A 23,195-nucleotide genomic window follows, 5' to 3' on the forward strand; every position below is an offset into this window, starting at 1 on the left:
CTAGTTAGCCATTTCTGAAATGAACTTAATACGCACTAAACGGATTTCGTCCTCAGAATAATCCTCGCCAAGTTCCTCCTCAGCCACGCTCAACTTATCTGTTTCGCTCTCAGCAAAGTAATCATAAATATCATCAATATGATCTTCGTCCATCACCTCATCGAGGAAGTAGTCGATATCAAGTTTGGTTCCACTATATACTATTGCCTCAACCTCATCAAGCAATTCCTCGAACTCAATACCCTGGGCATCAGCGATATCGTCTAGGGCTATCTGACGATCAATGCTCTGGATAATCTTAACCTTTAGCATTGATTTCTTTGCCACGGTACGAACTCGCATGTCAACTTGGCGTTCAATCTCGTTCTCCTCGCAGTAAGCCTTAATAAGGTCCACAAACTCCTGAGCATACGGTTGTTTAACCTTTCCCTCGCCCACGCCCTGAATATTCTTCAGTTCCTCGAGTGTGATAGGATAGTCAGTTGCCATCTGGTCGATAGACACATCCTGGAAGATAACGTATGGTGGACGAGACAACTGTTTAGACCACTTCTTACGCAGGTCACGAAGCATCGCCGTAAGCACAGGGTCGAGCGAGCTAACCCCTCCCTCGTGATCGGCCGAATCGTCGTAATCGCTAAACTCGGCATCCTTCACAATCATGAACGATGTAGGATTCTTGAGGAATTTCTTACCAGCCGAGGTAAGTTTGAGCAAGCCATAGTTCTCAACCTCTTTCTTAAGGAATCCTGCAATAAGAGCCTGTCGGATAACCGGATTCCAAATCTTCTCATCATCATCAGCTCCGGCACCAAACAACTCTTGTTGCTCGTGACGATGGGCCAGTATCTCCTCGGTTTCCTTACCTATGATAAAGTCGATAACATAATCCGAGCGGAAATTCTCTTTGATGGTCTGTATCGTCTTAAGTACAAGAACCAACTGTTCCTGAGCCTCAATTTTAGTCTTAGGATGCAGACAGTTGTCGCAGTTGCCACAATTATCCTTTTCATAGGTCTCACCAAAGTAGTGCAAGAGCATCTTTCTACGACAAACACTGGTTTCGGCATAGGCAGCAGTCTCAACAAGCAACTGGCGACCGATGTCTTGTTCAGCCACCGGTTTTCCCTCCATAAACTTATCAAGTTTCTGTAGATCCTTATATGAATAGAATGCCAGACATATGCCTTCTCCTCCGTCGCGACCGGCACGACCAGTCTCCTGATAATATCCCTCAAGTGATTTAGGAATATCGTAATGGATAACAAATCTCACATCAGGTTTATCGATACCCATACCAAACGCGATGGTAGCCACAATAACATCAATATTCTCCATCAAGAACTCGTCCTGAGTGTTCGAGCGGGTATTACTATCAAGTCCCGCATGATAAGCTGCAGCCTTGATGTCATTGGCACGCAAAATAGCAGCCAACTCCTCAACCTTCTTTCTCGACAAGCAGTAAATAATACCACTCTTGCCAGGATGCTGCTTAATAAACTTGATGATATCCTTATCTACATTCTGAGTCTTAGGACGTACCTCGTAATACAGATTAGGACGATTGAAGGAACTTTTAAACTCTGCAGCATCAACAATACCGAGATTTTTCTTGATATCGGTACGCACCTTGTCGGTAGCTGTAGCAGTAAGAGCTATGATCGGAGCCTGCCCTATCTCATCTACTATCGGACGGATACGACGATACTCCGGACGGAAGTCATGTCCCCATTCCGAGATACAATGAGCCTCGTCGATGGCATAGAACGAAATCTTTACCGACTTAAGGAATTCGACATTATCTTCCTTAGTCAACGACTCGGGCGCCACATAAAGAAGTTTAGTACGTCCTGCCAAGACATCTGACTTTACCTGATCAATTGCAGCCTTATTCAGCGACGAGTTCAGGTAATGAGCCGTACCCTCTGTCTCGCTGAGACTGGAAATTACGTCAACCTGATTCTTCATCAGGGCTATCAGCGGCGAGATAACGATAGCAGTACCCTCCATCAGCAATGACGGTAACTGGTAGCACAACGATTTTCCACCACCGGTTGGCATCAGCACAAAAGTATCATGTCCATCCATCAAGCTCTGGATGATGCGTTCCTGATCGCCTTTGAATGTATCGAATCCAAAGTACTTTTTCAGAGCTGCTGTAAGATTTTTATTGTCACTCATATATCGTAGTTAATTAGGCTTCCAATTTCTGAAGATATGATTTTGCCAACTGTTTTTCAACATAGTCGGCAGTCACCTTAAACTTCTTTGTCTTCTTTGAAGGCAAATCGTACATAGCATCCATCATCACGCTCTCAACAATAGAACGCAATCCACGGGCACCCAGTTTGTATTCCACAGCCTTGTCAACCAAAGCCTCAAGCGCCTCTTTATCAAAGGTAACCTCTACACCGTCCATCTCAAATAGTTTTTTGTACTGACGGATAATAGAGTTCTTCGGCTCTATCAGAATCTTCTCCAATGCCTCACGGTCCAGAGGATTTAGGTGCGTAAGCACTGGTAAACGACCGATAATCTCAGGAATGAGACCAAACGACTTCAAGTCCTGTGGAACGATATACTGCATCAGATCGTTCTTATCAATCTTTCTGACGTTTGTCACAGAGTTATATCCCACAACATGGGTATTCAAACGTTGAGCTATCTTACGCTCGATGCCATCAAAAGCACCGCCGCAAATAAACAGTATATTTCGGGTATCAACATGAATATAATCCTGGTCGGGATGCTTACGGCCGCCCTTAGGGGGAACATTCACAATTGTACCCTCCAATAATTTCAACAATCCTTGCTGAACGCCCTCACCACTCACATCGCGGGTTATCGATGGATTATCAGCCTTTCGTGCAATCTTATCGATTTCGTCAATAAATACAATACCACGTTGGGCTGCCTCTACATTATAATCGGCTACCTGCAGCAAGCGCGTCAATATGCTTTCTACATCCTCACCTACATATCCTGCCTCAGTAAATACTGTGGCATCGACTATGGTAAAGGGCACGTCAAGCAACTTAGCAATAGTACGTGCCAACAGAGTCTTTCCGGTTCCAGTACTGCCCACCATGATGATGTTACTCTTCTCAATCTCGACGCCATCTTCATCAATAGGCTGTTGCAGACGCTTATAGTGATTATATACGGCTACTGACAGATAGCGCTTGGCATCATCCTGACCGATAACATACTGATCTAAATATTCTTTTATCTCTTTGGGCTTGGGCACCTTCAGTTTTGCGACCTCATCATCACTTTTTCCTGTCTTAGCAGTTTTTGATGTATCCTTTAAATTATCCTGCACAATCTGATAAGCCTGTCGTGCACAGTCATCACAGATTTGTCCGCTCAGACCGCTTATCAACAGCCTTACCTCCTTTTCACCTCTACCACAGAAACTACAAACGTTCTTCATTCTATATTTTTCACTTTCTCACTTACTCAGCTTTTTATTTCTCACTTCTTTCTGGTAAGCACTTCATCAATCATACCGTAAGCCTTGGCCTCTTCGGCTGTCATCCAATAATTTCGATCAGAGTCTGCATAGACCTTATCATATGGTGTATGCGAGTGCTCCGAAATGATGGTATACAGTTCTTTCTTGAACTTCAATATCTCTTTTGCCTCAATTTCAATATCCGAAGCCTGACCCTGTACACCACCCAGAGGCTGGTGAATCATAACGCGGCTATGAGGTAGAGCCGAACGTTTTCCCTCGGCACCTGCCACAAGCAATACGGCCCCCATAGATGCAGCCAAACCTGTACAGATGGTAGCCACATCGCTGGTAATAAACTGCATAGTATCATAAATTCCAAGACCAGCAGTAACACTTCCACCAGGAGAATTAATATAGATTGAAATATCTTTGCCTGGATCAGTAGAGTCCAGGAACAGCAACTGCGCCTGCAGGGTATTAGCTATATAATCATCAACCTGCGTACCAAGGAATATGATACGATCCATCATTAATCGCGAAAAAACATCCATCTGAGTAACATTCAACTGACGTTCCTCAAGAATATATGGATTCATATACTGGTTTTGAGCTTTGATAACATCATCGAGCACTAAACCGTTCATACCTAAATGCTGAGTAGCATATTTTCTGAAATCATTATTCATCTTCTTTCCTTTCTTTTAAATAACGAGAAAAAGGTTATCGACCTTTCACATCTTGCGTTTGGAACACAAAGATAATAAAAAAGTCGATAACCCTTGCATTTTTGGGGTTATTTTTTCCTAAAAAAGCTTATTTTTGTTGCATCAGCTTGTTAAACTCCTCCAAAGTGACCTCTTTTTGATTCAGCTTAACCACATTTTTGAGTGCTTCGGTAAGCTTCACATCAACGGCACGATCAACGAAGTTATCAACATTCTCACGCTTCTTCAACTGCTCGGCAGCATAGTTCTCGAGTACATCATCGGGAACATTGCTCATACCATACTGAGCAAACTGAGCACGGATAGCCTCCTTGGCAACAGCCTTCAAATCTTCTTCCTCTACCTTAATATTATTGGCATCAACCAACTGCTCCTTGATCAGGTGCCAAGCCAGCTCCTTAATGCTACCCTCGAAGTTCTTCTCCACATAGTCTGCACCCTTATCCTGGTTATTCTGCAGCATAACACGCTTCAGCAGAGCCTCTGGGAACTCGAGCTTACCAACCTTCTTCTCCATGTGAGCACGAACATCAAGCAGGAACTTGTAGTCGCTGTTCTGCTGCAGCTGTGGAGCAATGCTCTCAGCAATCTTCTCACGGAAAGCCTTCTCGTCCTTTACAGTACCTTCACCGAATACGCGATCAAAGAGAGTCTGGTTAACCTCTGCAGGCTGGAAGTGACGGATTTCTGTAATCTGATAGCTAAAGTCTGCATTCAGATCCTTTACATCCTCCTTCTTAACCTTCAGCAGGGCAGCCACCTCAGCATCGTTGTCGGGGTATGCCTTCTTTGGGTTGAAAGTAATGATATCACCAGGCTTTGCACCATCAAAGAGTTTCTTCTGGTCGTCAGCCTTGATATATGCAGGCATTACCATACCGCCCTCGGTCACGATACCACCTTCCTTGGTGTTACCATTCTCATCAAGCTCACGCAGATCACCGGTGATGGTGTCGTTACCACTGAACACCTCAGCCTTAACAAACTCACCAGCCTGTGATGCATACATCTGAACCTGATCATCGATCAGCTTATCGTCTGCCTTGATAGTGTAATAGTCAACCTTGTCTCTGCCTGTCAGCTCAGCCTTGAACTCTGGAGCTACAGCAATGTCGAATACGAATGTAAGATCATCATCCTTCTCAAAGTCCTGAGGAACCTGCTTCTCCTGATTTGGGAGGGGCTCGCCCAACATCTGAATCTTGTTCTCGCGAACATACTCATACAACTTCTCGCCCAGCAGCTTGTTAACCTCTTCAACCTTTACTGCTGTGCCATACTGCTTCTTTATCATGCCCATAGGAACCATACCTGGACGGAAACCAGGAACCTGGGCCTTCTTACGATAATTCTTCAGTGTCTTTTCTACTGCCTCCTGATAATCAGCCTTCTCAACGGTCATAGTAAGCAGACCATTGATCTTGTCGGCGCATTCAAACGAAATTTTCATCTTGTTACGTACTTATTTATATTATATATTTTCAAATTTGAGGTGCAAAAGTACAAATAATCGGTGATATACTAGCAAGTTTTTCATTTTTTAACTTTTATCCGCATCCTCTTTAGCCTTTCGTTCAGCTTCTATTTGATCAAAATCCTTCTTTCTTAACTCAAACGACTCTGTCAGATATTTTTCACGCACCACCTTATTAGCAGCCAACTCTTCCGGAGTACCTTGAAACAATATACGGCCCTCAAATAGCAGATATGCACGATCAGTAATCGCCAAAGTCTCGTCTACATTATGGTCAGTTATCAGGATGCCGATGTTAAGATACTTCAACTTATAAACAATCTGTTGAATATCCTCCACTGCAATTGGGTCTACACCTGCAAACGGCTCGTCGAGCATAATAAACTTTGGTTCGATAGCCAAACAACGGGCAATCTCGGTGCGACGACGCTCACCTCCCGACAATCTGTCACCAAGATTCTTACGAACCTTCTGCAAACGGAATTCAGCTATCAGTTCCTCCAATTTATTCAACTGGTAATCACGGGGCTTACCGGTCATCTCAAGAACAGAGAGAATATTATCCTCAACCGTCATCTTACGGAATACACTAGCCTCCTGTGCCAGATAGCCTATACCTGCACGGGCTCGTTTGTATACAGGGAATTTAGTGACATCCTCTTCGCCCAGATAGATATGTCCGCCATTAGGAACAATCAATCCGGTAGTCATATAGAACGACGTAGTCTTACCAGCTCCATTAGGTCCCAATAATCCCACAATCTCCCCTTGCTTCACGTCGAAGCTCACATCGTTTACCACCGTACGCTTACCATAGCGCTTAACGAGGCCTTCCGTTCGTAATACAATACGCTCTTCTTCCATAATCGGCTGCAAAGGTACAAAAAAAAAGCTACGGATGACACGGATTTTACGGAATTTAATCCTAAATAATTAAAAAATCTGTATAATCCGTATAATCCGTAGGAAAAAAAAAGTAACTTTGCACCCGAATTAATTAGTTTGTTTGCAATGTTATTACATAAATGGCTGACCTCCTTTGGTCGTTATATCATGTTGATGGGCCGTGTCTTTTCACGCCCTGAACGCATGAGGATGTTCCTGAAACAATACGTCACCGAGATGACGCAGTTGGGCATCAACTCTATCGGCATCGTACTCATCATCTCGTTTTTCATCGGAGCCGTTATCTGCATCCAGATGAAGCTGAACATCCAGAGTCCGTGGATGCCGCGATGGGTGGCTGGTTATACCACTCGCGAGATTCTATTGCTTGAATTCTCAAGTTCCATCATGTGTCTTATTCTGGCTGGAAAGGTTGGCTCAAACATCGCTTCAGAGCTAGGAACAATGCGCGTAACCCAACAAATCGATGCGCTCGAGATTATGGGTATCAACTCTGCCAGCTATCTGATTCTGCCAAAGATTATCGGCATGCTCACCATCATGCCGTTTTTGGTTATTTTCTCATCAGCCACAGGTATCATTGGTGCTTATGGCACAGCTTATTTGGGCCACATCATTACCCCCGACGACCTAACACAAGGTCTTCAACACGCTTTCATTCCATGGTTTGTATGGATGAGTATTATCAAGAGTCAGTTTTTTGCCTTCATCATCTCAAGCGTACCAGCATTCTGCGGCTATACAGTCGAAGGTGGTAGCGTAAACGTAGGCAAAGCGTCAACCGACGCCGTAGTAACATCAAGTGTACTCATACTTTTTTCCGATGTTTTCCTAACCCAGTTACTGTCATGATTGAAGTTAAACACTTATATAAAAGTTTTGGTGACAAAGAAGTCCTAAAAGACATCAATACCGTATTCGAAGACGGAAAGACGAATCTCATCATCGGACGAAGTGGTTCCGGCAAAACCGTTTTAATGAAAAATCTTGTCGGGCTATTCATACCCACCAAAGGAGAAATCCTGTACGACGGTCGTAATTTCGTAAACATGTCTAAGCATGAAAAAGTCATGATGCGCCGTGAGATGGGAATGATATTCCAAAGCGCCGCTCTCTTCGACTCAATGACAGTATTAGAAAATGTCATGTTTCCGCTCGACATGTTTTCGAGCATGACTCTGCGAGAAAGAATCCATCGTGCGAAAGAGTGTCTAGACCGTGTAAATCTAAGCGGCGCCGACGAGAAATTTCCAGGAGAGATTTCCGGCGGTATGCAGAAGCGCGTGGCCATTGCCCGAGCTATAGCGCTTAACCCCAAATACCTTTTCTGCGACGAACCGAACTCTGGCCTAGACCCCAAAACATCACTTGTTATTGATGATCTGTTGCATTCGATTACTCAAGAATACAACATGACCACCATCATCAACACCCACGATATGAACTCGGTAATGGGAATCGGCGAGAACATCATTTTTATTTACGAAGGAAATAAGGAGTGGCAGGGTGTTAGCAGTGAGGTTATGGGCTCAACAAATGCCAAGCTCACCGACTTTATTTTTGCCAGCGATTTGCTAAAAAACATGCGAAAAATCGTAATGGACAACGGTTTACAATTGTAGGCAAAAACAGAAAATTACATTATTATTAAATAAAAATTCCTTAAAATCTTGTTTGATTCAGTTTTTTTATATACTTTTGCAGCATAATTTAAACAATATAACCAAGATTGCATATTCTTATGAAAATGAAAAAAGAAATTAAAATCAAGAACCAGGTCGGTGAACTTGAGAAAGTAAACGCCTTCATCGAGCAGATTGGCGAGGAACTTCAGCTCGACATGGAACTCTTGATGAATCTGAACCTAGTGATGGAAGAAATGGTGTCAAACGTTATTTTTTACGCTTACCCTGAAGGAAAAACTGCCGACATCGAGCTTTCAGCTGAATGCAATGGCCGCCAGCTCACTTTCATCCTAAGCGACAAGGGCCGTGAATTTGACCCAACCATGAAGGATGATGCCGACACAGATGTTGACCCAATGGAACGCGAACTAGGCGGTATGGGCATTTACATTGTAAAGAACATCATGAACGAAGTTACCTACCAGCGTTTGGAAGGTAAGAACCTGCTCACAATGAAAAAGGATATTTAAAGAAAATAATTAAGATAGCACGAAATTATGACACAGATTATCAAAGAAGGTGGTAAGACCATTATTAAGACAGGATCTAGAATCGACACTATGAATGCCAACCAGTTCGAACAGGACATCCAGCCCGCTCTGCGCGATGGTGGAGTTGACCTTGAAATGGACTGCTCAGAACTTACATATATGGCCAGTTCTGGTCTGCGTATTATCCAGAAGACCATGCGCACCGTTACACAGCTAAAGGGTCAGTTCAAGATTACAAACGTATCGCCCGAGATCTATAAGATTTTGGCAATGACCGGTTTCACCAAGTTCATGAAGGTAGAACAGAAAAAAGACTAACGTATGATTTGGATTGTTGTCATACTTATCATAGCACTCCTGGCCATCTGCGTCATCCTGCAGATGAAGATTAAACATATCCGCGAACAGGAGGTAGAAAGCAAGCAGTTACTCGACGACTATCAGAAGCGCGTCAACGAGATGGAGAAGTTGCTCAAGGACTATCGTTCACTCGAGCAGAACTTCGACAACGTGGGTCAGGGCTATGAAGAGGCACTGATGGCTTTCGATAAGATGGAAGAGGAAAAGCAGAAGGTGCTTAAGGTAAAAGAGGCTATCGAGAAGCAGTCATCTGAGATAATGGCTGCCAAGCAACAGCTTGAGCAGACCATGCTTAAGAAGAAAGCTATGATCGAGAAATATGCCGAGAGCATCAAGCAAAGACTCGACTATACCCATCCGAATGCAGGCAACATAGCTCTGTTAGCAGACGGTATACTTAATGTTGCTGAGATTGAGATGGAGCAGCCCATCGAGTGCGACGATAATGTGATGGCACAAGACATTGCGGCATTGGCAATTCAGGAGTCAGGTATTGACAAGTTCCAGAAGGCCGATTTCAAATGTCAGATGGTAGAAGTGGCACAGGCCACGATGGTGTTCACTAACACTAAGCAGGCCGTACGTGCACTTGTTGCATTGCTCGACAATGCCATGAAGTTCACTGCTCAGGGCGACATTCTGTTGCTCATCAACATCGATGGTTCAAATCTTGAATTCTGTGTTGAGGATAGCGGTACTGGTGTTCTCTCTGACTATGCCGACAAGATTTTCGAGCCATACGTTAAGCTCAACGATTTCTTAGAAGGCAACGGAATAGGACTTACCGTAGCACGCAGCATTGCTCGCCGTCTAGGTGGCGATGTACGTCTCGACACTGAGTATCGTAACGGTGCACGTTTTATTCTCTCACTGCCTATCTAATATACCTCATATACAAAAAGCCCCTCGCATTTTGAAGTGCGAGGGGCTTTTTGTATATATAATAATGTATCGCTACTTTACTACAGTAGGATAACTACCAACGGTGTAGACATACTGATACTGGGTAAAGCCTAAATGATCTTTATACCAAGTGGTCAGTTTAGTATTCAGGGATTCAACTAAACCCTTCAGATAATCACTGCTCAAGGAAGTAATGTCTGAGGCCGTATAACAGCCGATAACTCCATCGGCACTGGTAGTGCCAACGAGCTGAGTGGTGCCCGTGTGATAGCAGGCATAGATGCTGCCTGTATTGGTGCCAACGAGTGCACCTCCACCATCGGCTACTGACACATCATCAATGACCTTACAGCCTCCGATGACGCCAGCATTGGTCTCGGCCAATGCACCTTTTCCAGAGATATTGCCAATACATGTAATCTGGAGTTGCTCAATACGTGCATCAGCACCCAAGTTGACAAACAGCGGACTGCCACTCAGGCGATTGATGAAACGGTCGCCCCCAAGGAAGGTGCCGTTGAAGGCGGTGCTGGCATCGCCGATACCTATCCAACTCAGAGGTGCGGTTGTCGATGTAGTGTCTTCGGCAGTGGTTCTTGCCGTGCTAGACTGCATCGTGATATCAGCATCTAGGCGAATATACTGTCCTTTGAAAGCGAGACCACCCTTCACCTCCTTGGCGAATGAAAGAAGTTGTGAGGCAGTAGAGATGCGATAAGGCTTTTCCTTCGTGCCGTCGTTGCCATAGATGTCTTTCAGTTGACTACCATCTTTATAGAGCCATGTGGCATCATAGATGTTGGCATTGGCATCAGTATGAATGGTGACGGTGCTATTGATATCAAGGAAGGTGGATTTTTTGCGAAGCTCACCCAGGTCGGGCGTAGACACGTAGTTCCAGTCGTTGTATTCCACATCCATATACATCTGCTCGTTCTTGTGGTTGAGGGAAATATTAAGTGTGGTGCATTGGCCAGAATAGAAGTTTACAATGCCGCTGAATGTGCCAGAGTAGGTCTTGGTGAGCGTCTCATTGGGATTCATGGCATTAGGATAGGTCACCGTGAACGAGAACTCTAATTTCTTATCGTTTCCATTGATAGCATGGAAAGTGGCGTCCTGAGGCGTGGTAAGCCCATAGAAGGTGAAGGTTTTGCTTTGTGCTGTTCCCTCACCAGCAGGTTTAGGACACCAGAGCTTCAGATCTTTGATATGCTCTGTACCCTGTTCGCTGAAGTCTTTCACCGTGAGGTCTTTACTGTTGGCACCCCACGAGAACAGACACGGCTGACTGCGAAGCACCATGTTGCTGATGCCTACCTGCGTATCCACAGCACTGCTGCTGGCGGCAAAATCCTTGATATTAACCACCACGCGCACATTACTCAGGGCGTGTGTGAACTTTATCTTGGTTGAAAGACCGTCAGACTCAGCCTTCGTGGTATCGCTATAGTTCACCAGCAGGTCTTCTGCCATCAACGCCTCATTACCTGAGGTGTAATCAAGTTCCGTGAGACCATATCCCAACTCGCCGGCAAAGGTGCAACTTCCCGTGGAATTGTCAATTGTCTCCCAATGGTAAGTGCTTGACGGCAAGCTATATCCTATAAATGTATGATAGGAGGCGCCATCAGTCCAATAAATCTTTTCGGGTATGTTACCCTCTGCACGTTCCCAACTGTTTCCGTCGTAATCGTAAATAATGTTACTGTATGTGAATGCTTTCAACGGATTTTCTGCACGCTGAATGTTGGTGAAAACAATTCTGTCGGTGGCAACAAATGCGTTGCGGCCTACGACATCACTTAATTTAGCTATAGCACGCGTCATAGGCAGCTCGTCGGAAACCGACGCACAAATACCTTTTATCTGCAAGGCAGAGTCGGGCACCAAGAAGTCGTCCTCGCTACTGCAAGCCGAGAAGAGCGCCATCAAGGCAAAGAGAAATATCTTATTGAGTTTCATTTTATATTCATCGTTACGTTATAGAGTTTACCAGCCTCAAAGGTGTCCTGGTTCAGCGTCATGCTATAGCGCTTCTCGCCATCGCGAAGCCAGAAAGTGGCCTTATTACTTAGAGTGCAGGGCGGCACAATGATTCGATAGGTCTTACTGCCGGCATTATAAGCGGTATAGGTGGCTGTCTGCGCAATCTGGTCAATCGCCTCAGTATATGCTTTACTTTTAGAATCATCGATTACTGCTACACCTATCACCTTACCATTCTGGAATACAGTGCAGTTATGCTTGTTCTGATATCCATAATCACTTGAGTTGACCTTGCTCTTGGCAGCGTAGTAATCACCCACAATAACCTCCGCTTGGTCAATATCAGGCATTCCCTCAAGGGTAAGAACTGCATCATCAGAGATTCCAAGACTTTCAGCCGCACTGACAGTGATGTATAATGCCGACATGACATGCTTGAAACTGAGATGCACGTTATAAGAGCCTGTCTGCTGGATGGTCTGTGCCCACATCTGGTCGCTAGCCTTATAATCGGCAGCCTTGGTTTGGTTGGCATGGAACACATTGCTATACTGCTCTACGCGGGTGCTACTGCCTGCAATAAAAATCTGCTCCTCACTCCAGGTCTGCGCCGTATAGACATAGGGTGTCTGTTGGGCTTCGTATCGTGCATAGATGTCTGGCGATGCCGAAGGACTGTAGTCACCATTGATGTCGTAGCCATCGGCAGCCGTCAGTGTGGCCCACTTGTTGCTTTCCCATTTCATCAACCAGAATGCATCGAAGCTGTTGCCATAGGTGGTTTCACCAAACTCAGTATGTGTAGAGAAAGGACAGATAATCTTCAGTTTGATCTTATCGCCAGCCTCAAAGGCATTGCCAGCAAAGTTTGTACGGGTAAATGGTTCGCCCTCGAAGTTCTCTATCGACGTAGAAAAAGATAGGATGCCCTGCTGCTGTTCCTCAGCGCCCTCGTCGGCAGAACAACTAGCCAGAAACACGGCTATTCCACATAGAATTATTTTATTGATGTTCATATCTGTCAGCATTAGTTGTTTTGTATGAGCGGATTCCAACTGCTTTCCACAGAGGGTGCTCCAGCGATAAGTGTGGGATAAAGATGCGTATAGCCTACCGAAGAAGCCTGATACTTCATGGTGCAGGGATACTTCTCGCCAATCTCGGACTGGTTGTACTTCCAGATGGCATAGTTCATGGCTTTCCAAGGAGCCAGGCCATACATTTCTTTCTTCATGTTAGCACTCAACTTAGCATAGTCGTCACTGGAACCAATCAGATAATCGTTCTTGGCTTTCAGAATATGCGACTTACTACCACGTATATACTGCTGTGGCTGATAAGCATCAGTAATGCTGCCAACGGCATTGGTTCCTTCAGACTTCTCCACATCATAGTAGTTGCACATAAACGATCCCCACGTCAGGTTCTTAGCCGACTGAGGAGCGAAGAAGTTGGACTTGGCATTTACAGAATAACTCCCCAGCAGTGCACCCGTTTTTTTTGCGATACCCGAGGCAGCCTGCATACATCCGAGCATGGTGAGATTACTTGCAGAGCCAACCAGCGCCCCTCCAGCATTGCCTACATGGATGCAACCTACCACGTAGCTGGTACCTTCCAGGCTTGTAGCAATCGTATTGTAAGTACTTGGGCATATCATAGAAATACCTGCAATATAACAACCCCACCCCATAGTGCCACTACTTTCTGCTATATTCAATAGACAAGTATTGTGTGTTGTCTCTATCTTTAAGTTGCTGATGGCGCCATCCTTCACATGGTCAAAGAGATAGCCGCTCTTCATATACAGATTGGAGATTGTATAACCATTGCCAATGAAATTGCCTCTGAAAGGATGGTTGCTATCTTCACCAATACTAGGCAGCTCCCAGTCATAAAAATCAAGGTCTTGCGTTAGTTTCACTTCATATCGATTGCCGAAGTCGGTATCATAGAAATCCATGGGACCTGTTACATAATCCTCAATTACATAAGCCTTCTGGGTTGATACGGTAGGATAGAAGTGAGGATAGAACACATAGCCCAGCCCCTCAGCCTCTTCCTTGGTAATCTGCTTGGGATTACCATCCTCATCGGTCTCGTCCTCCAGTATCCACCAATAGGTCTCGAAGCCATCCTCGTCCTTTATTTCATTGCCGTTATCGTCCGTACGCACCTTTCCACGTTTCAATCCACTCATTCTTGTAGCAGCAGTGCCATTGACCAGTTTGATGAAGGTGATGAACTCTTTTTGATTCGAAATACTGAATGAAGGAAGAAATTTGCCTCCAGCAAGAGCCGTCTTGGCAGCCTCACGATATGCCTTGGTCCACCAACCGAAATCAAGTTTTTCTTTTGGCTGTGCCTCATTATTGGCATTGGGCGATATAACATCCTGCTCGTTCCATGAGAAGTTGTCGACAGGCGTGATGGTCAGCTTGTCGTAGTGATAACCCACGCTGAACAAATAGCTGTAGCCAGCTTTCAAGGTGAGACCATTGGCATACACAGCATTACCCTGGCTGTCTTTGATTTCACTGAGCGCAAAGATATGATAATTACTCTCGCTGCCCGTAGAGCCATCGGTTGTGCTGCGGTCACCATTATTCACATCATAGAGCCACACCTTAAAACGGGTACAGGCAGGCAACACCAGTTCCTGACCAGCCCCAGTGCTACTCATATCCATTGGTATCGACATCATATACAATCGCCCATCATTACCATTGAACACGGGGTGCTGAACATAAGAAGCGATATACTCAGCGCTCTTGGTACCAATCTTCACGATACCGTCAGACACGCCGTATTTCTCAAAATTCTTAAAGTCCGTGTCTGTTCCATTATACAAAGACTGTGTCATCGCTGTCAGCAGGAAAGTCTTATCGTCAACGCCAGCAGGCATACACATCTTGTTATAAACGGCCATGACCTGATCCAGTTCTGCTTGAGCCTCTTCATCAGTCTTTGCTGTCTCGGCATCATCATGATCCTTGGTGTCGGCATTATCCTTGCGTTTATAATCTGCAACATCCGTGCAGATCTGTGCGCTGCCAAATTCATTGCCCGACTTACATGTCAGACCGATACGACAAGCAATGTGGCGCATGGTAAGAGGGATGCTCTTGGTAGGTCCAGATACGGTGACCCAATCCGAAATGGTATAGTCGGGATAATAGCTGCCTTTGGTACCATTGTCGAGCGCATTTGCCAAATTACTGCGTCCCCAGGCACGGAAACGAACTGTTTTACCATTCTCCCACATCAGTGAGTCAGCAGATGTTTGTATGGTATCAACTCCAGGCTTATCAGATTTCAATTTACCCGCCATAGGCACCCAGTCGGAATTAAGCGAGACAGAAGTACCTGTGGCATAGTCCATTTTCAAATAATAGGTACGAAAGGCTTCTGTGGTAGCATCGAACGATGTCCCGTCAGCATACTGGCGGAAGATGCGCATCTGGTCGCCCTCGTTGAACGAGCCATCATGATGATAGGTGGTGCGGGTAACGAAAGGTTCGGCTATAGATGTCTCGAAACAGATGCCCTGCCCCATCAAAGCATGTTGCGCATCGCTGAGTATCGCATCATCATCGGCAGTACAAGCTGAGAGTACGATGGCAGTGAATAGATATATAATTTGTCTTATCTTCATCTTTCTTAATTATATGTTGGAATGCCTGGGGCGTTTTCTACTGAGCCGGTAGCATCCTTGCAATTGTTGACATAACCAGTGATTTTAGCCCCATCTGTGAAGAACCTGCCACCAGAGATCGTGGCATTGACAATCTCAGCACGCCAGCCCAACGTGGGCACCCAGATTTTACCTTCCAGATGTACATTGGCTTCCCATGTTGCGGTCTTGTCATCTTCTTGAGCCGTCTTATATTCTCCATCCAAACCATCAAACAAATAGGCGCGAGAACCTGTGATGGTAATGGTATGGTCGAGAGCATCAAGATGACCTGTGAATTTGAAGTTTGTGGGGAATGCAAAGTTGTCGGTGTTGATGGTGATATCCTTCTTCAATATGAAGTAATCACCATGATGTGTGCCACCCTGGTAGGCCTGCAAGAGCATCTCTATCCATTTGTCATCATCCACATACTGTGCCTCAGCATCTTCTGAGTCAGCATTGTAGAAGTGACCATCTGTAACGCCTGTGTCTAAAATGCTGTTAGTATAAGCACGCTGCCAACTGCTACCAGCCACAGACAGGTTGTTACCATTTTGGTTGTTCACTCCGTAATAACTGTCGTTGCCGCTAGCTTCTACCCACAAGCGAGTACCTGCGCTGTTATAGTCGATACGCTCAGGACTCACACGCAGGAACACCACTGTTTCGTCGTTGGCATTCAGATCGAAGGTAAATTGCTTCTCGTATTCCAGATCATTGTCAAGCGTGAGCTCGAAGTCAATCTTGTTTGATTTTTCAGCTGTCAAGACACTTTCATCGTACATAACGTTTGAGCCTTCCGAAGGGTCAGATGGCTCTGTATAGGTAGGACGCACAATAAGATCATAGCTGGGTACCTTTCCATAGTCGGTACAAATATAGTTCTTATCACCGTTAGCCAGATAATCAGCATGGGCAGTCTTCCATTCTCCATCGGTAGGGAAATACAACGTGCCTGTTGACTTGTCCTTATAGGTACGAAAAGTCTCACAAGCCACCTTATTGTCTTCCACAATACTTCCAAGTTCGCCCAGATAATGAGGAATAGCTTTTCGCTCCTCCTTCCACACAGGCTTTCCGTCGCCATTCACATAATCTAGGGTATTGACGTTACAGAAACGCAACTTCGTATTCTCTACATTGTAGTTGTTGCTGATATCTTTGGTGTCATAACCTTTCAGATAGGTACCCATGCTTTTATCAATCAGCACATAGGCATGAACACGTGCCAGACGATGTTGCAGAGGGATAGTAATCTTTCCCACCGTAGCTGCAATTTCGGTAGAAGGAGGAATGGCAGTGTAATGAATCAGATCGTCGTAATCTTGTGTGTTGTTTTGCGTTTTCAGTCCACTGGGTACATAAACGCCTTCGAACACATGCTCACCGTTATCCAACCATTTGCAAACAGTTCCTGTAGAAGTCTTCATGCTATAAGTACCATCTGTTTCAAGTTTCAGGATAGCATGCTGTTGTGCAGACTCACCTTTGTAATATAGCATGTTCATGCCCTGCTCCAATCCCTCTTTCAGCCAGTCGAGCGTCTCGGCAGCCACAGCCGAACGGGTAACGGCAGCAGTAGTCACCATCTGGTCGGTATTCACACCGCCCACATGGATTATCAGATCGTCATCATCAGGAGCAAAGGCTTCATTCTGCGAATTACAGGCTGTAAAGAGCAAAAAGCCCAAGGTCAAACCTAGATATAATCTAATTTCCTTTTTCATCATGCTTAAAAGTCTTTTTCTGTGGGGGTAACGGCATTACGTTTACCGATGGTAGCCTCAACACTACCCACATATGTTCCTACGCCATTACAATCACTTGGCCACCAGTTACCCTGACAGTCCTTTGTCGCCGTCTCACTTGTTCCAAGAAGCGAATTACCCAGAATGCCACCATGCTTTTCGTCTTTTGTAACTGTCAAGAAGCTAGTACAATCGGTAATGGTCAGCGCAGGTGTATCGTTTGAATCATTTTTCTTTTCTATACCACCCACGATACCGCCATAATAAATAAGAGAAGATGCAGTTCCATTCAGCGTACTACCAGAATGGAGAATACATTGCGTAACAGTGCCCTTAGAGACTGTAGATACGATACCACCAGCAAATTTTCGCCCCTGAGTAACTGATGAGGATACGTTGGCATAAAGATTTACCTTCGCCTCACAGTTGCTGACAGTAGCGCCATTGTATGCCCAAACCACCACGCCGGCAGGGTTGGATGTCTTGATAACGGTGCCATCGGCCATCTTTACTTTAATATGACTGATTTCTGCTTTCTCACCATGCACCTCAAAGGCTAGTGGTGCAATAGCATCAGTAGCAGTTGCTGCATCCTGTGTCGTTTCCAGATTGCCTGTCACATAGACCGTCAGGTCGTGAACCTGACCTGTAACAGCATCGAAAATCATCGCTTTTGTGGTAATTGTTTTGTTATTACCATCCAGGTTGTAAGCCACACTACCTACTGTAGAATTAACCGTAATATCCTGAGCCAAGCGATAACGTTTATCATCTTTGTTATAGGTCGTTCCTACAGAAGCCCGCAACTCTTCGTCACTATCAATGATACCATGATAAAGATTTGTTCCAGCAGTGGCATTTTTTAGACTACCATTAGTATGATAGGTAGGCCATGCGTTATTCTCGGCCTTGAAACTATGATTGCTGTTAACTTCACCAACAATATTCTTATGCGTTATTGAATCCTGCAAGAGCGTGATGCCATACTCGAAGGTATTGTTAGTTACATAACCATTGGCCTGGCCCACGATACCACCACCGATAGCGCCGCCACACACACGGTTAGTCACGGTGCATGCATCAATAACAGCAGCGTTGCCATCAGACAGAGAGGTGGCAGCTATACCACCAATAATCTCTGTGGTAGTGGTGTTTGCTACTTTTAATGAAGAGTGACATCTGGAGATGGTACCTGTATTGCTGATTACAGCACCAGCCACAGTGGCATGAGCAGCAGCGCTTTCAGCAGTAATCTTCACATCGTCAATAGCACCATGATTGGTATTAGCGATGGCAGCATCTACAGTACCACCAATCTGGATGGTGCCGTTCTGCAGACTAGCCGCATTGCCTAAACTTTCCAAGAAACGATGGTTACTGATGATGGTGTTACCACCAAGACTCAGCGTACAGTTGAGGCCGTATGTGTTATAGGCATCCCACGTGCCTGTGTTCGTTTCAGAAATCTCCTCAAGATTGATGTTCTGTGTGACGAGCGCAATATTACCTGCCTTATTCTTATTCTCGTCTTTCAGGAATGCTATCAATTCATCACGATTCTTGATTTTGATAGGCTCTCCAGCATTACCGTAGTCATCGCAAATGGTGTTTGTTACTTCTTCTGTCCAGTCTTCAATGTAGGCCGTCATCATCACCTTGCGACTATCGCGACTCAGCGTCACCGTGATAATCAGATGCTTGCCTGCTTCTAGCTTGTAATTGTCTTTATTCGTATCAAAGTTATAATCGTTTTGGGCATAGAACGAATAATGCTGACCAGAAATCGATATTCTGGTTATCAAGTCAGTTGACGGATTAGCCGAATAATCGTATGGTTCCACGATGGCATCATAACGGGTGCTACTTACCCCTGATGCTGCTGCACCATTTTTGTCGGTTTCATAATCAATAAGTGTTTCACGCGCCAATGGCGTTATTTCTAGATTATTTGCAGAATACGAATATATCTTTGCGCTCAAATCATTCTCTGCTACATTAAAAGCCAATGCTTCACGACTCACACCCTCGCCCGCTTTCAGGATAATAGTGATAAGTGAGCGCTGGTGCTGCAAGTAAAGAGGAATCTTCTTATAGTCGGTGTCATCGCTCACTAACGAGGCCTGACTATTGAGTTTTTTCCATTGTTTGGCAGTATGATAGTTCAAAGTATCCAAATTATCAATAGGAGAATTATTATCATTATCCCACATCTGGATATAACCATAACCTTTCAAGCGATCTTGCTGTAGCCAGTTTTCTTTTGTTGACTGGTTTTCCGATAAAGTCTTAGAACCAGCAGTTGCTTCGAAAGCATAGGGAACAACAGTACTTGACCAATATAGTGCTTTGTTTGTAACTGAAACCAGTGTACCCACTTCGTCATACTCTACCTTTGTGATATTGCCTTCTTCATCCTTTGTTACTTTAGAGGCAGGTCGATATATTCCGCTACCAATGGGATCAGCGACGTTTTCTTCGAACATGTCAATGGTAAACTCGTAAGCCTCGTTGACAGTCTTATAGGCTGCCATTTGAGTTTCGTATTCTTCTTGAGTAGCACGAGTTGAAGGGGCACTGGGCAGCGAGGTGGTAAACATCACTTCCTCTCCATCGGCGATATCGCTGGGAAAGAGGTTTTCAAAGGTTTCACGACAACTTGTCATCAAGAAGAGAATACAAGTCATCAGAACCAGTTGTGATAGTTTATATATGTTGTTCTTTATCATAAATCTTAGTTTTGAATGGTACCGTCGGCAGAATAGTCAGTCTGATCCATTTCCCACGCCACAACTTCGGCTTTTACCTGAGCTATCAGACTTCGACGCAGCTCCATATTATAGATGTATTTCTTACCACTTTCAAGTGTCATATTCTTAACGCCTTTATATGTAGCAACATGCTTTACTGCATTTTCATCGTTTGATTCTTTCCAAGTGATACGGATACCTTGCAGTGTGCCAAAGGCAATACCTTCGAACGACTTCAGATAGCCAGGGACAGCCACTCGTTTAAACAGGCTGAAACACGAGCCATAAGGATTATCCTTTTCTGTGGCATCATATTTAGGATCATCAATATTGATGGGAGCAGATGTCGTTGCAGGCACTGTTCCATCGGGCTGAATGCAATAGGCCACGTAGCCGGTTTCTGCTACGCCCAGCAATTCTACACTTTCAATAAGTGTAGAGTCGATGGTTACCGACTCGTCTTGTGAGTTTTTCAGATTGACCTGAATCTGCGAGAACTGATGCTTGAAGAACAACTTCACACGGTTGGCCTCGGGGGTAGCTCCTGCAGGACTGATTGTTTCTACAGCCAGTATGGGATCAGGCTGTTCTGCCATACTGGTCTTAGTACCTTTGGTCAGGTCGTAAGCCTTCATATATTGATTCTTATACTGAGTGCTTACGTCAGGGAAAAGTTTCAGAGTACCAGTCCCATCCTCTGTGCTAAGCTTGTTATTATCTGCCAGCGCCAAGAAGATATGGTTCAATCGGTTCTGCCAATAGAAACACTTGGCATTCTCGTCAAAGCCATAGATGTCTGTTGCCGAAGCATCTGCATAGGCGCTGTTCCAATACACCGCATTACCAGTCGCATTGTTAATCTTCAGCCAAGCTGTGGTCATATTGACATCTGATATGGGGGCGCCAAACTCTGAGTCGTTTGTATCGTTGGCACCTGCATGGAAGAACATCGAACAGACGAAACGACTATCTTTGGGCATATAAGATGCCGTGGCACGAGTCAGCGCCACATCAGTATTTCCTGCCGAGAACAATACAGGCATACGACTCACCGTTTCTTGTGAGTCGTTGATAATGTCCTGTCCTGAGCAGGCTGTCAGCAACAGTGCGATTGCAGCGATATATAATTGTTCAATTTTCATTATTCACTCACGTATCTCTTAGTCCCAATCGAGTGTTGCATTTCCACTGCCGGGATTTTTTGTCCATTCTTGAATCAAGGCACGGAAAGACACCTCTTCTTTCTTCAAAGTGATAGTATAGGTATACATATTACCACTTTTCCAATCGGCGATGAGAGTAGTGCCATCGGTCTTATCTGTACACTTGTTCAACTGCAGCGAGTAGGTGGTGCCATCAGTAAGAGTGATAATCAACTTGCTGTTATCATCAATTGTCTGAGGGATCATAATTAAATCATAGTCTGTGGCTTCCTTTACCGCTTTTGCTGCTTTGGCACTACCATGTGTAATGTCGCCTGAAGCGATGTCGATAGAACCATCATTATAGAGGTTAGTCAATGTAATCTTGGCACCAGTCAGGTCAACAGCCGAAGCATCGCTACTTGTCGTCAAGTTGATCACCACATTACTCATCACATGTCTGAAGGTCAGAGGTACATCGCCAGTACGAGGATTGATAGCTGCACCTTCGGCATAGTCATGAGTTGTTGAGCCACCTGCCTCAGTACCTGTATGGGCTGCAGTTGTAGCCCAAAGCAGATCGGTGCCTTGTGAGACATTGGCTGATGTGACAGCTCCTAGCGCATGTTCTATTGTTTTCTTTGCCAAAGCACGGAAATAGAAATTATCCGAGCCATTAGGCCAGTAGATAGCGGGCGAGTTTACGAATTTACTGCCATTATATTCTGCAGTTGTTGCGACAGAACCAATATTGGCGAGATCTGTTGTCATCCACAGCGAGAAAGAGTCGCCATTTTTTAGAGCTGCGCTGTTGGATTTGTCAATGCTTGTCACATCAGCAGCGAAGTTAATTTCGCCTGTACCAGTGGCACTTACATCGGTCCAGCCGGCAAGAGAGGCAACAACACTGATGGCTTGCTTGTTCAGGGTGACGGTCAGTTTGTAGTTGTAGCCACTCTTGCTGGCATCGTTATCAATGCCAGTAGCCCAATCAGAAAGAATGTTGTTAGTAAGATGAATCTCATAATCATTGCCATCCACATCTGAAATAGTAGCCAGGTGTTTGTCGAGTGAGAGCGCTGTTGTTGGTACTACCACAGCCTCGTAAGCACGACAGGGTTTATTGTCGGTAGTTGTAGAGGCGGCATTGGCAAACATCTTCACAGTGGTAGTTCCTGTAGCTTCTACCTTTGCAGTAGGAGCCGTAAAGGTACCTTTCAGGTTCATACCATCGAGTGTTACCGTTGTGGCATTCAAATCGTCAGCCTTAAATCCTTCACCTGCCACCACAACAATGGTAAACTTACTCATAGCGTGAGTGTAAGGAATAGTCAAACCACTACGGCCTTCTTTCGCATGCTGATAGGTGACAGGCTCTTGAGCTGCAGACCAAAGCAAATCGTTTGCCTTCATAGCACCATCAGCAGTCTGGTCGACAGCAGTTGTCCAACCAAGCACGCCTGTAGCTTCAACAAGTGCTGGTGATGGTGTGCCACCATTATAGCAATAGCCATAGAAAGACTGCAGAGCATGATTCTTTGTGCGGAGGTCGTTGTTCGAATCACTATAATCGTCCCAATACTGTTTCACAGTAGGCTCACCATTCTTGTTGATAGTAACCATCTTCTTGTATGTCGAAACTTCTTGGTAGTTCTTGTCTGTGCTAAGATTGCTACTAGAAATATGACGTACATAGCACAGCAACTCATCGTTCGCTTCAAACTGATTGCCTATAGCACGCGTCACAGTACGACTACCCGACAGACTTGTTTCGAATGTCAAGGGCAGACGATCCTCTGTCAGCGAGTTGTTGGCGTCATCACTGGCACAACCTGCAAGTGTCAGGGCTGTTAATGCGAGGGTTATATATTTCTTTATTGTCATCTTCTTAT

Annotated in this window: 17 protein-coding genes; 5 read left to right on the forward strand and 12 right to left on the reverse strand. The window is 45.0% G+C overall.

Features of this window, described 5'->3' with window-relative positions; translation table 11 throughout:
* The 5 genes from recQ to lptB all read right to left on the reverse strand — a co-directional run bounded on the left by recQ (position 1) and on the right by lptB (position 6,520).
* The gene (gene recQ, locus BUB86_RS07290; protein WP_073207633.1) at positions 1-2,181 is read right to left on the reverse strand and encodes a DNA helicase RecQ; all 2,181 of its coding nucleotides are present in this window, start codon (positions 2,179-2,181) and stop codon (positions 1-3) included.
* 13 nt (positions 2,182-2,194) lie between these two features.
* On the reverse strand, positions 2,195-3,433 hold the full coding sequence (gene clpX, locus BUB86_RS07295; protein WP_073207636.1) for an ATP-dependent Clp protease ATP-binding subunit ClpX: 1,239 nt from the start codon (positions 3,431-3,433) through the stop codon (positions 2,195-2,197).
* A gap of 41 nt (positions 3,434-3,474) precedes the next feature.
* Positions 3,475-4,143 (reverse strand): ATP-dependent Clp endopeptidase proteolytic subunit ClpP, encoded by a 669-nt coding sequence (clpP, locus tag BUB86_RS07300; protein WP_073207639.1) that lies wholly within the window; start codon positions 4,141-4,143, stop codon positions 3,475-3,477.
* A 127-nt stretch (positions 4,144-4,270) separates the two neighbouring features.
* Positions 4,271-5,632 carry a trigger factor gene (gene tig, locus BUB86_RS07305; protein WP_073207642.1) on the reverse strand — a complete coding sequence of 454 codons (1,362 nt, stop codon included), beginning with the start codon at positions 5,630-5,632 and terminating at the stop codon, positions 4,271-4,273.
* Positions 5,633-5,722: 90 nt separating this feature from the next.
* A complete protein-coding gene (gene lptB / locus BUB86_RS07310) occupies positions 5,723-6,520 on the reverse strand; it encodes an LPS export ABC transporter ATP-binding protein (RefSeq protein WP_073207645.1) in 798 nt (265 codons plus the stop codon).
* A 147-nt stretch (positions 6,521-6,667) separates the two neighbouring features.
* On the opposite strand from lptB, the gene BUB86_RS07315 reads away from it, so the two are divergent.
* The 5 genes from BUB86_RS07315 (at position 6,668) to BUB86_RS07335 (ending at position 9,980) form a co-directional block, all read left to right on the forward strand.
* Complete coding sequence (locus BUB86_RS07315) at positions 6,668-7,414, forward strand: MlaE family ABC transporter permease (RefSeq protein WP_073207648.1); 747 nt, start codon at positions 6,668-6,670, stop codon at positions 7,412-7,414.
* Complete coding sequence (locus tag BUB86_RS07320) at positions 7,411-8,184, forward strand: ABC transporter ATP-binding protein (RefSeq protein ID WP_073207651.1); 774 nt, start codon at positions 7,411-7,413, stop codon at positions 8,182-8,184. Before BUB86_RS07315 ends, BUB86_RS07320 begins: the two co-directional genes overlap by 4 nt.
* A 125-nt stretch (positions 8,185-8,309) precedes the next feature.
* Positions 8,310-8,717: an ATP-binding protein gene (locus BUB86_RS07325; RefSeq protein WP_073207728.1), complete on the forward strand. Its 408-nt coding sequence runs from the start codon at positions 8,310-8,312 to the stop codon at positions 8,715-8,717.
* Between the two features lie 27 nt (positions 8,718-8,744).
* On the forward strand, positions 8,745-9,056 hold the full coding sequence (locus tag BUB86_RS07330) for an STAS domain-containing protein (RefSeq protein WP_073207654.1): 312 nt from the start codon (positions 8,745-8,747) through the stop codon (positions 9,054-9,056).
* 3 nt (positions 9,057-9,059) lie between these two features.
* On the forward strand, positions 9,060-9,980 hold the full coding sequence (locus BUB86_RS07335; protein ID WP_073207657.1) for a sensor histidine kinase: 921 nt from the start codon (positions 9,060-9,062) through the stop codon (positions 9,978-9,980).
* A 72-nt stretch (positions 9,981-10,052) separates the two neighbouring features.
* Here BUB86_RS07335 and BUB86_RS07340 read toward each other — a convergent pair whose 3' ends face one another.
* From BUB86_RS07340 to BUB86_RS07370, 7 genes are read right to left on the reverse strand one after another with little or no spacing between them, the layout of a single operon-like run.
* Positions 10,053-11,966, reverse strand: a complete 1,914-nt coding sequence (locus tag BUB86_RS07340; protein WP_139261501.1) for a fimbrillin family protein — start codon at positions 11,964-11,966, stop codon at positions 10,053-10,055.
* Positions 11,963-13,006: a fimbrillin family protein gene (locus tag BUB86_RS07345; RefSeq protein ID WP_175549434.1), complete on the reverse strand. Its 1,044-nt coding sequence runs from the start codon at positions 13,004-13,006 to the stop codon at positions 11,963-11,965. The genes BUB86_RS07340 and BUB86_RS07345 overlap by 4 nt, the downstream gene beginning before the upstream one ends.
* Positions 13,007-13,017: 11 nt before the next feature.
* Complete coding sequence (locus tag BUB86_RS07350; RefSeq protein WP_073207667.1) at positions 13,018-15,645, reverse strand: hypothetical protein; 2,628 nt, start codon at positions 15,643-15,645, stop codon at positions 13,018-13,020.
* A 5-nt stretch (positions 15,646-15,650) separates the two neighbouring features.
* Positions 15,651-17,396 (reverse strand): hypothetical protein, encoded by a 1,746-nt coding sequence (locus BUB86_RS07355; RefSeq protein ID WP_073207670.1) that lies wholly within the window; start codon positions 17,394-17,396, stop codon positions 15,651-15,653.
* Between the two features lie 2 nt (positions 17,397-17,398).
* Positions 17,399-20,140 carry a hypothetical protein gene (locus BUB86_RS07360; protein ID WP_073207673.1) on the reverse strand — a complete coding sequence of 914 codons (2,742 nt, stop codon included), beginning with the start codon at positions 20,138-20,140 and terminating at the stop codon, positions 17,399-17,401.
* Positions 20,141-20,145: 5 nt separating this feature from the next.
* Positions 20,146-21,303: a fimbrillin family protein gene (locus BUB86_RS07365; RefSeq protein ID WP_073207676.1), complete on the reverse strand. Its 1,158-nt coding sequence runs from the start codon at positions 21,301-21,303 to the stop codon at positions 20,146-20,148.
* Positions 21,304-21,321: 18 nt separating this feature from the next.
* On the reverse strand, positions 21,322-23,187 hold the full coding sequence (locus tag BUB86_RS07370; RefSeq protein ID WP_175549435.1) for a fimbrillin family protein: 1,866 nt from the start codon (positions 23,185-23,187) through the stop codon (positions 21,322-21,324).
* Positions 23,188-23,195: the final 8 nt, after the last annotated feature.

Source organism: Xylanibacter ruminicola (assembly GCF_900142525.1).
In the GTDB taxonomy this organism is placed as follows: Bacteria; Bacteroidota; Bacteroidia; order Bacteroidales; family Bacteroidaceae; genus Prevotella; species Prevotella ruminicola_A.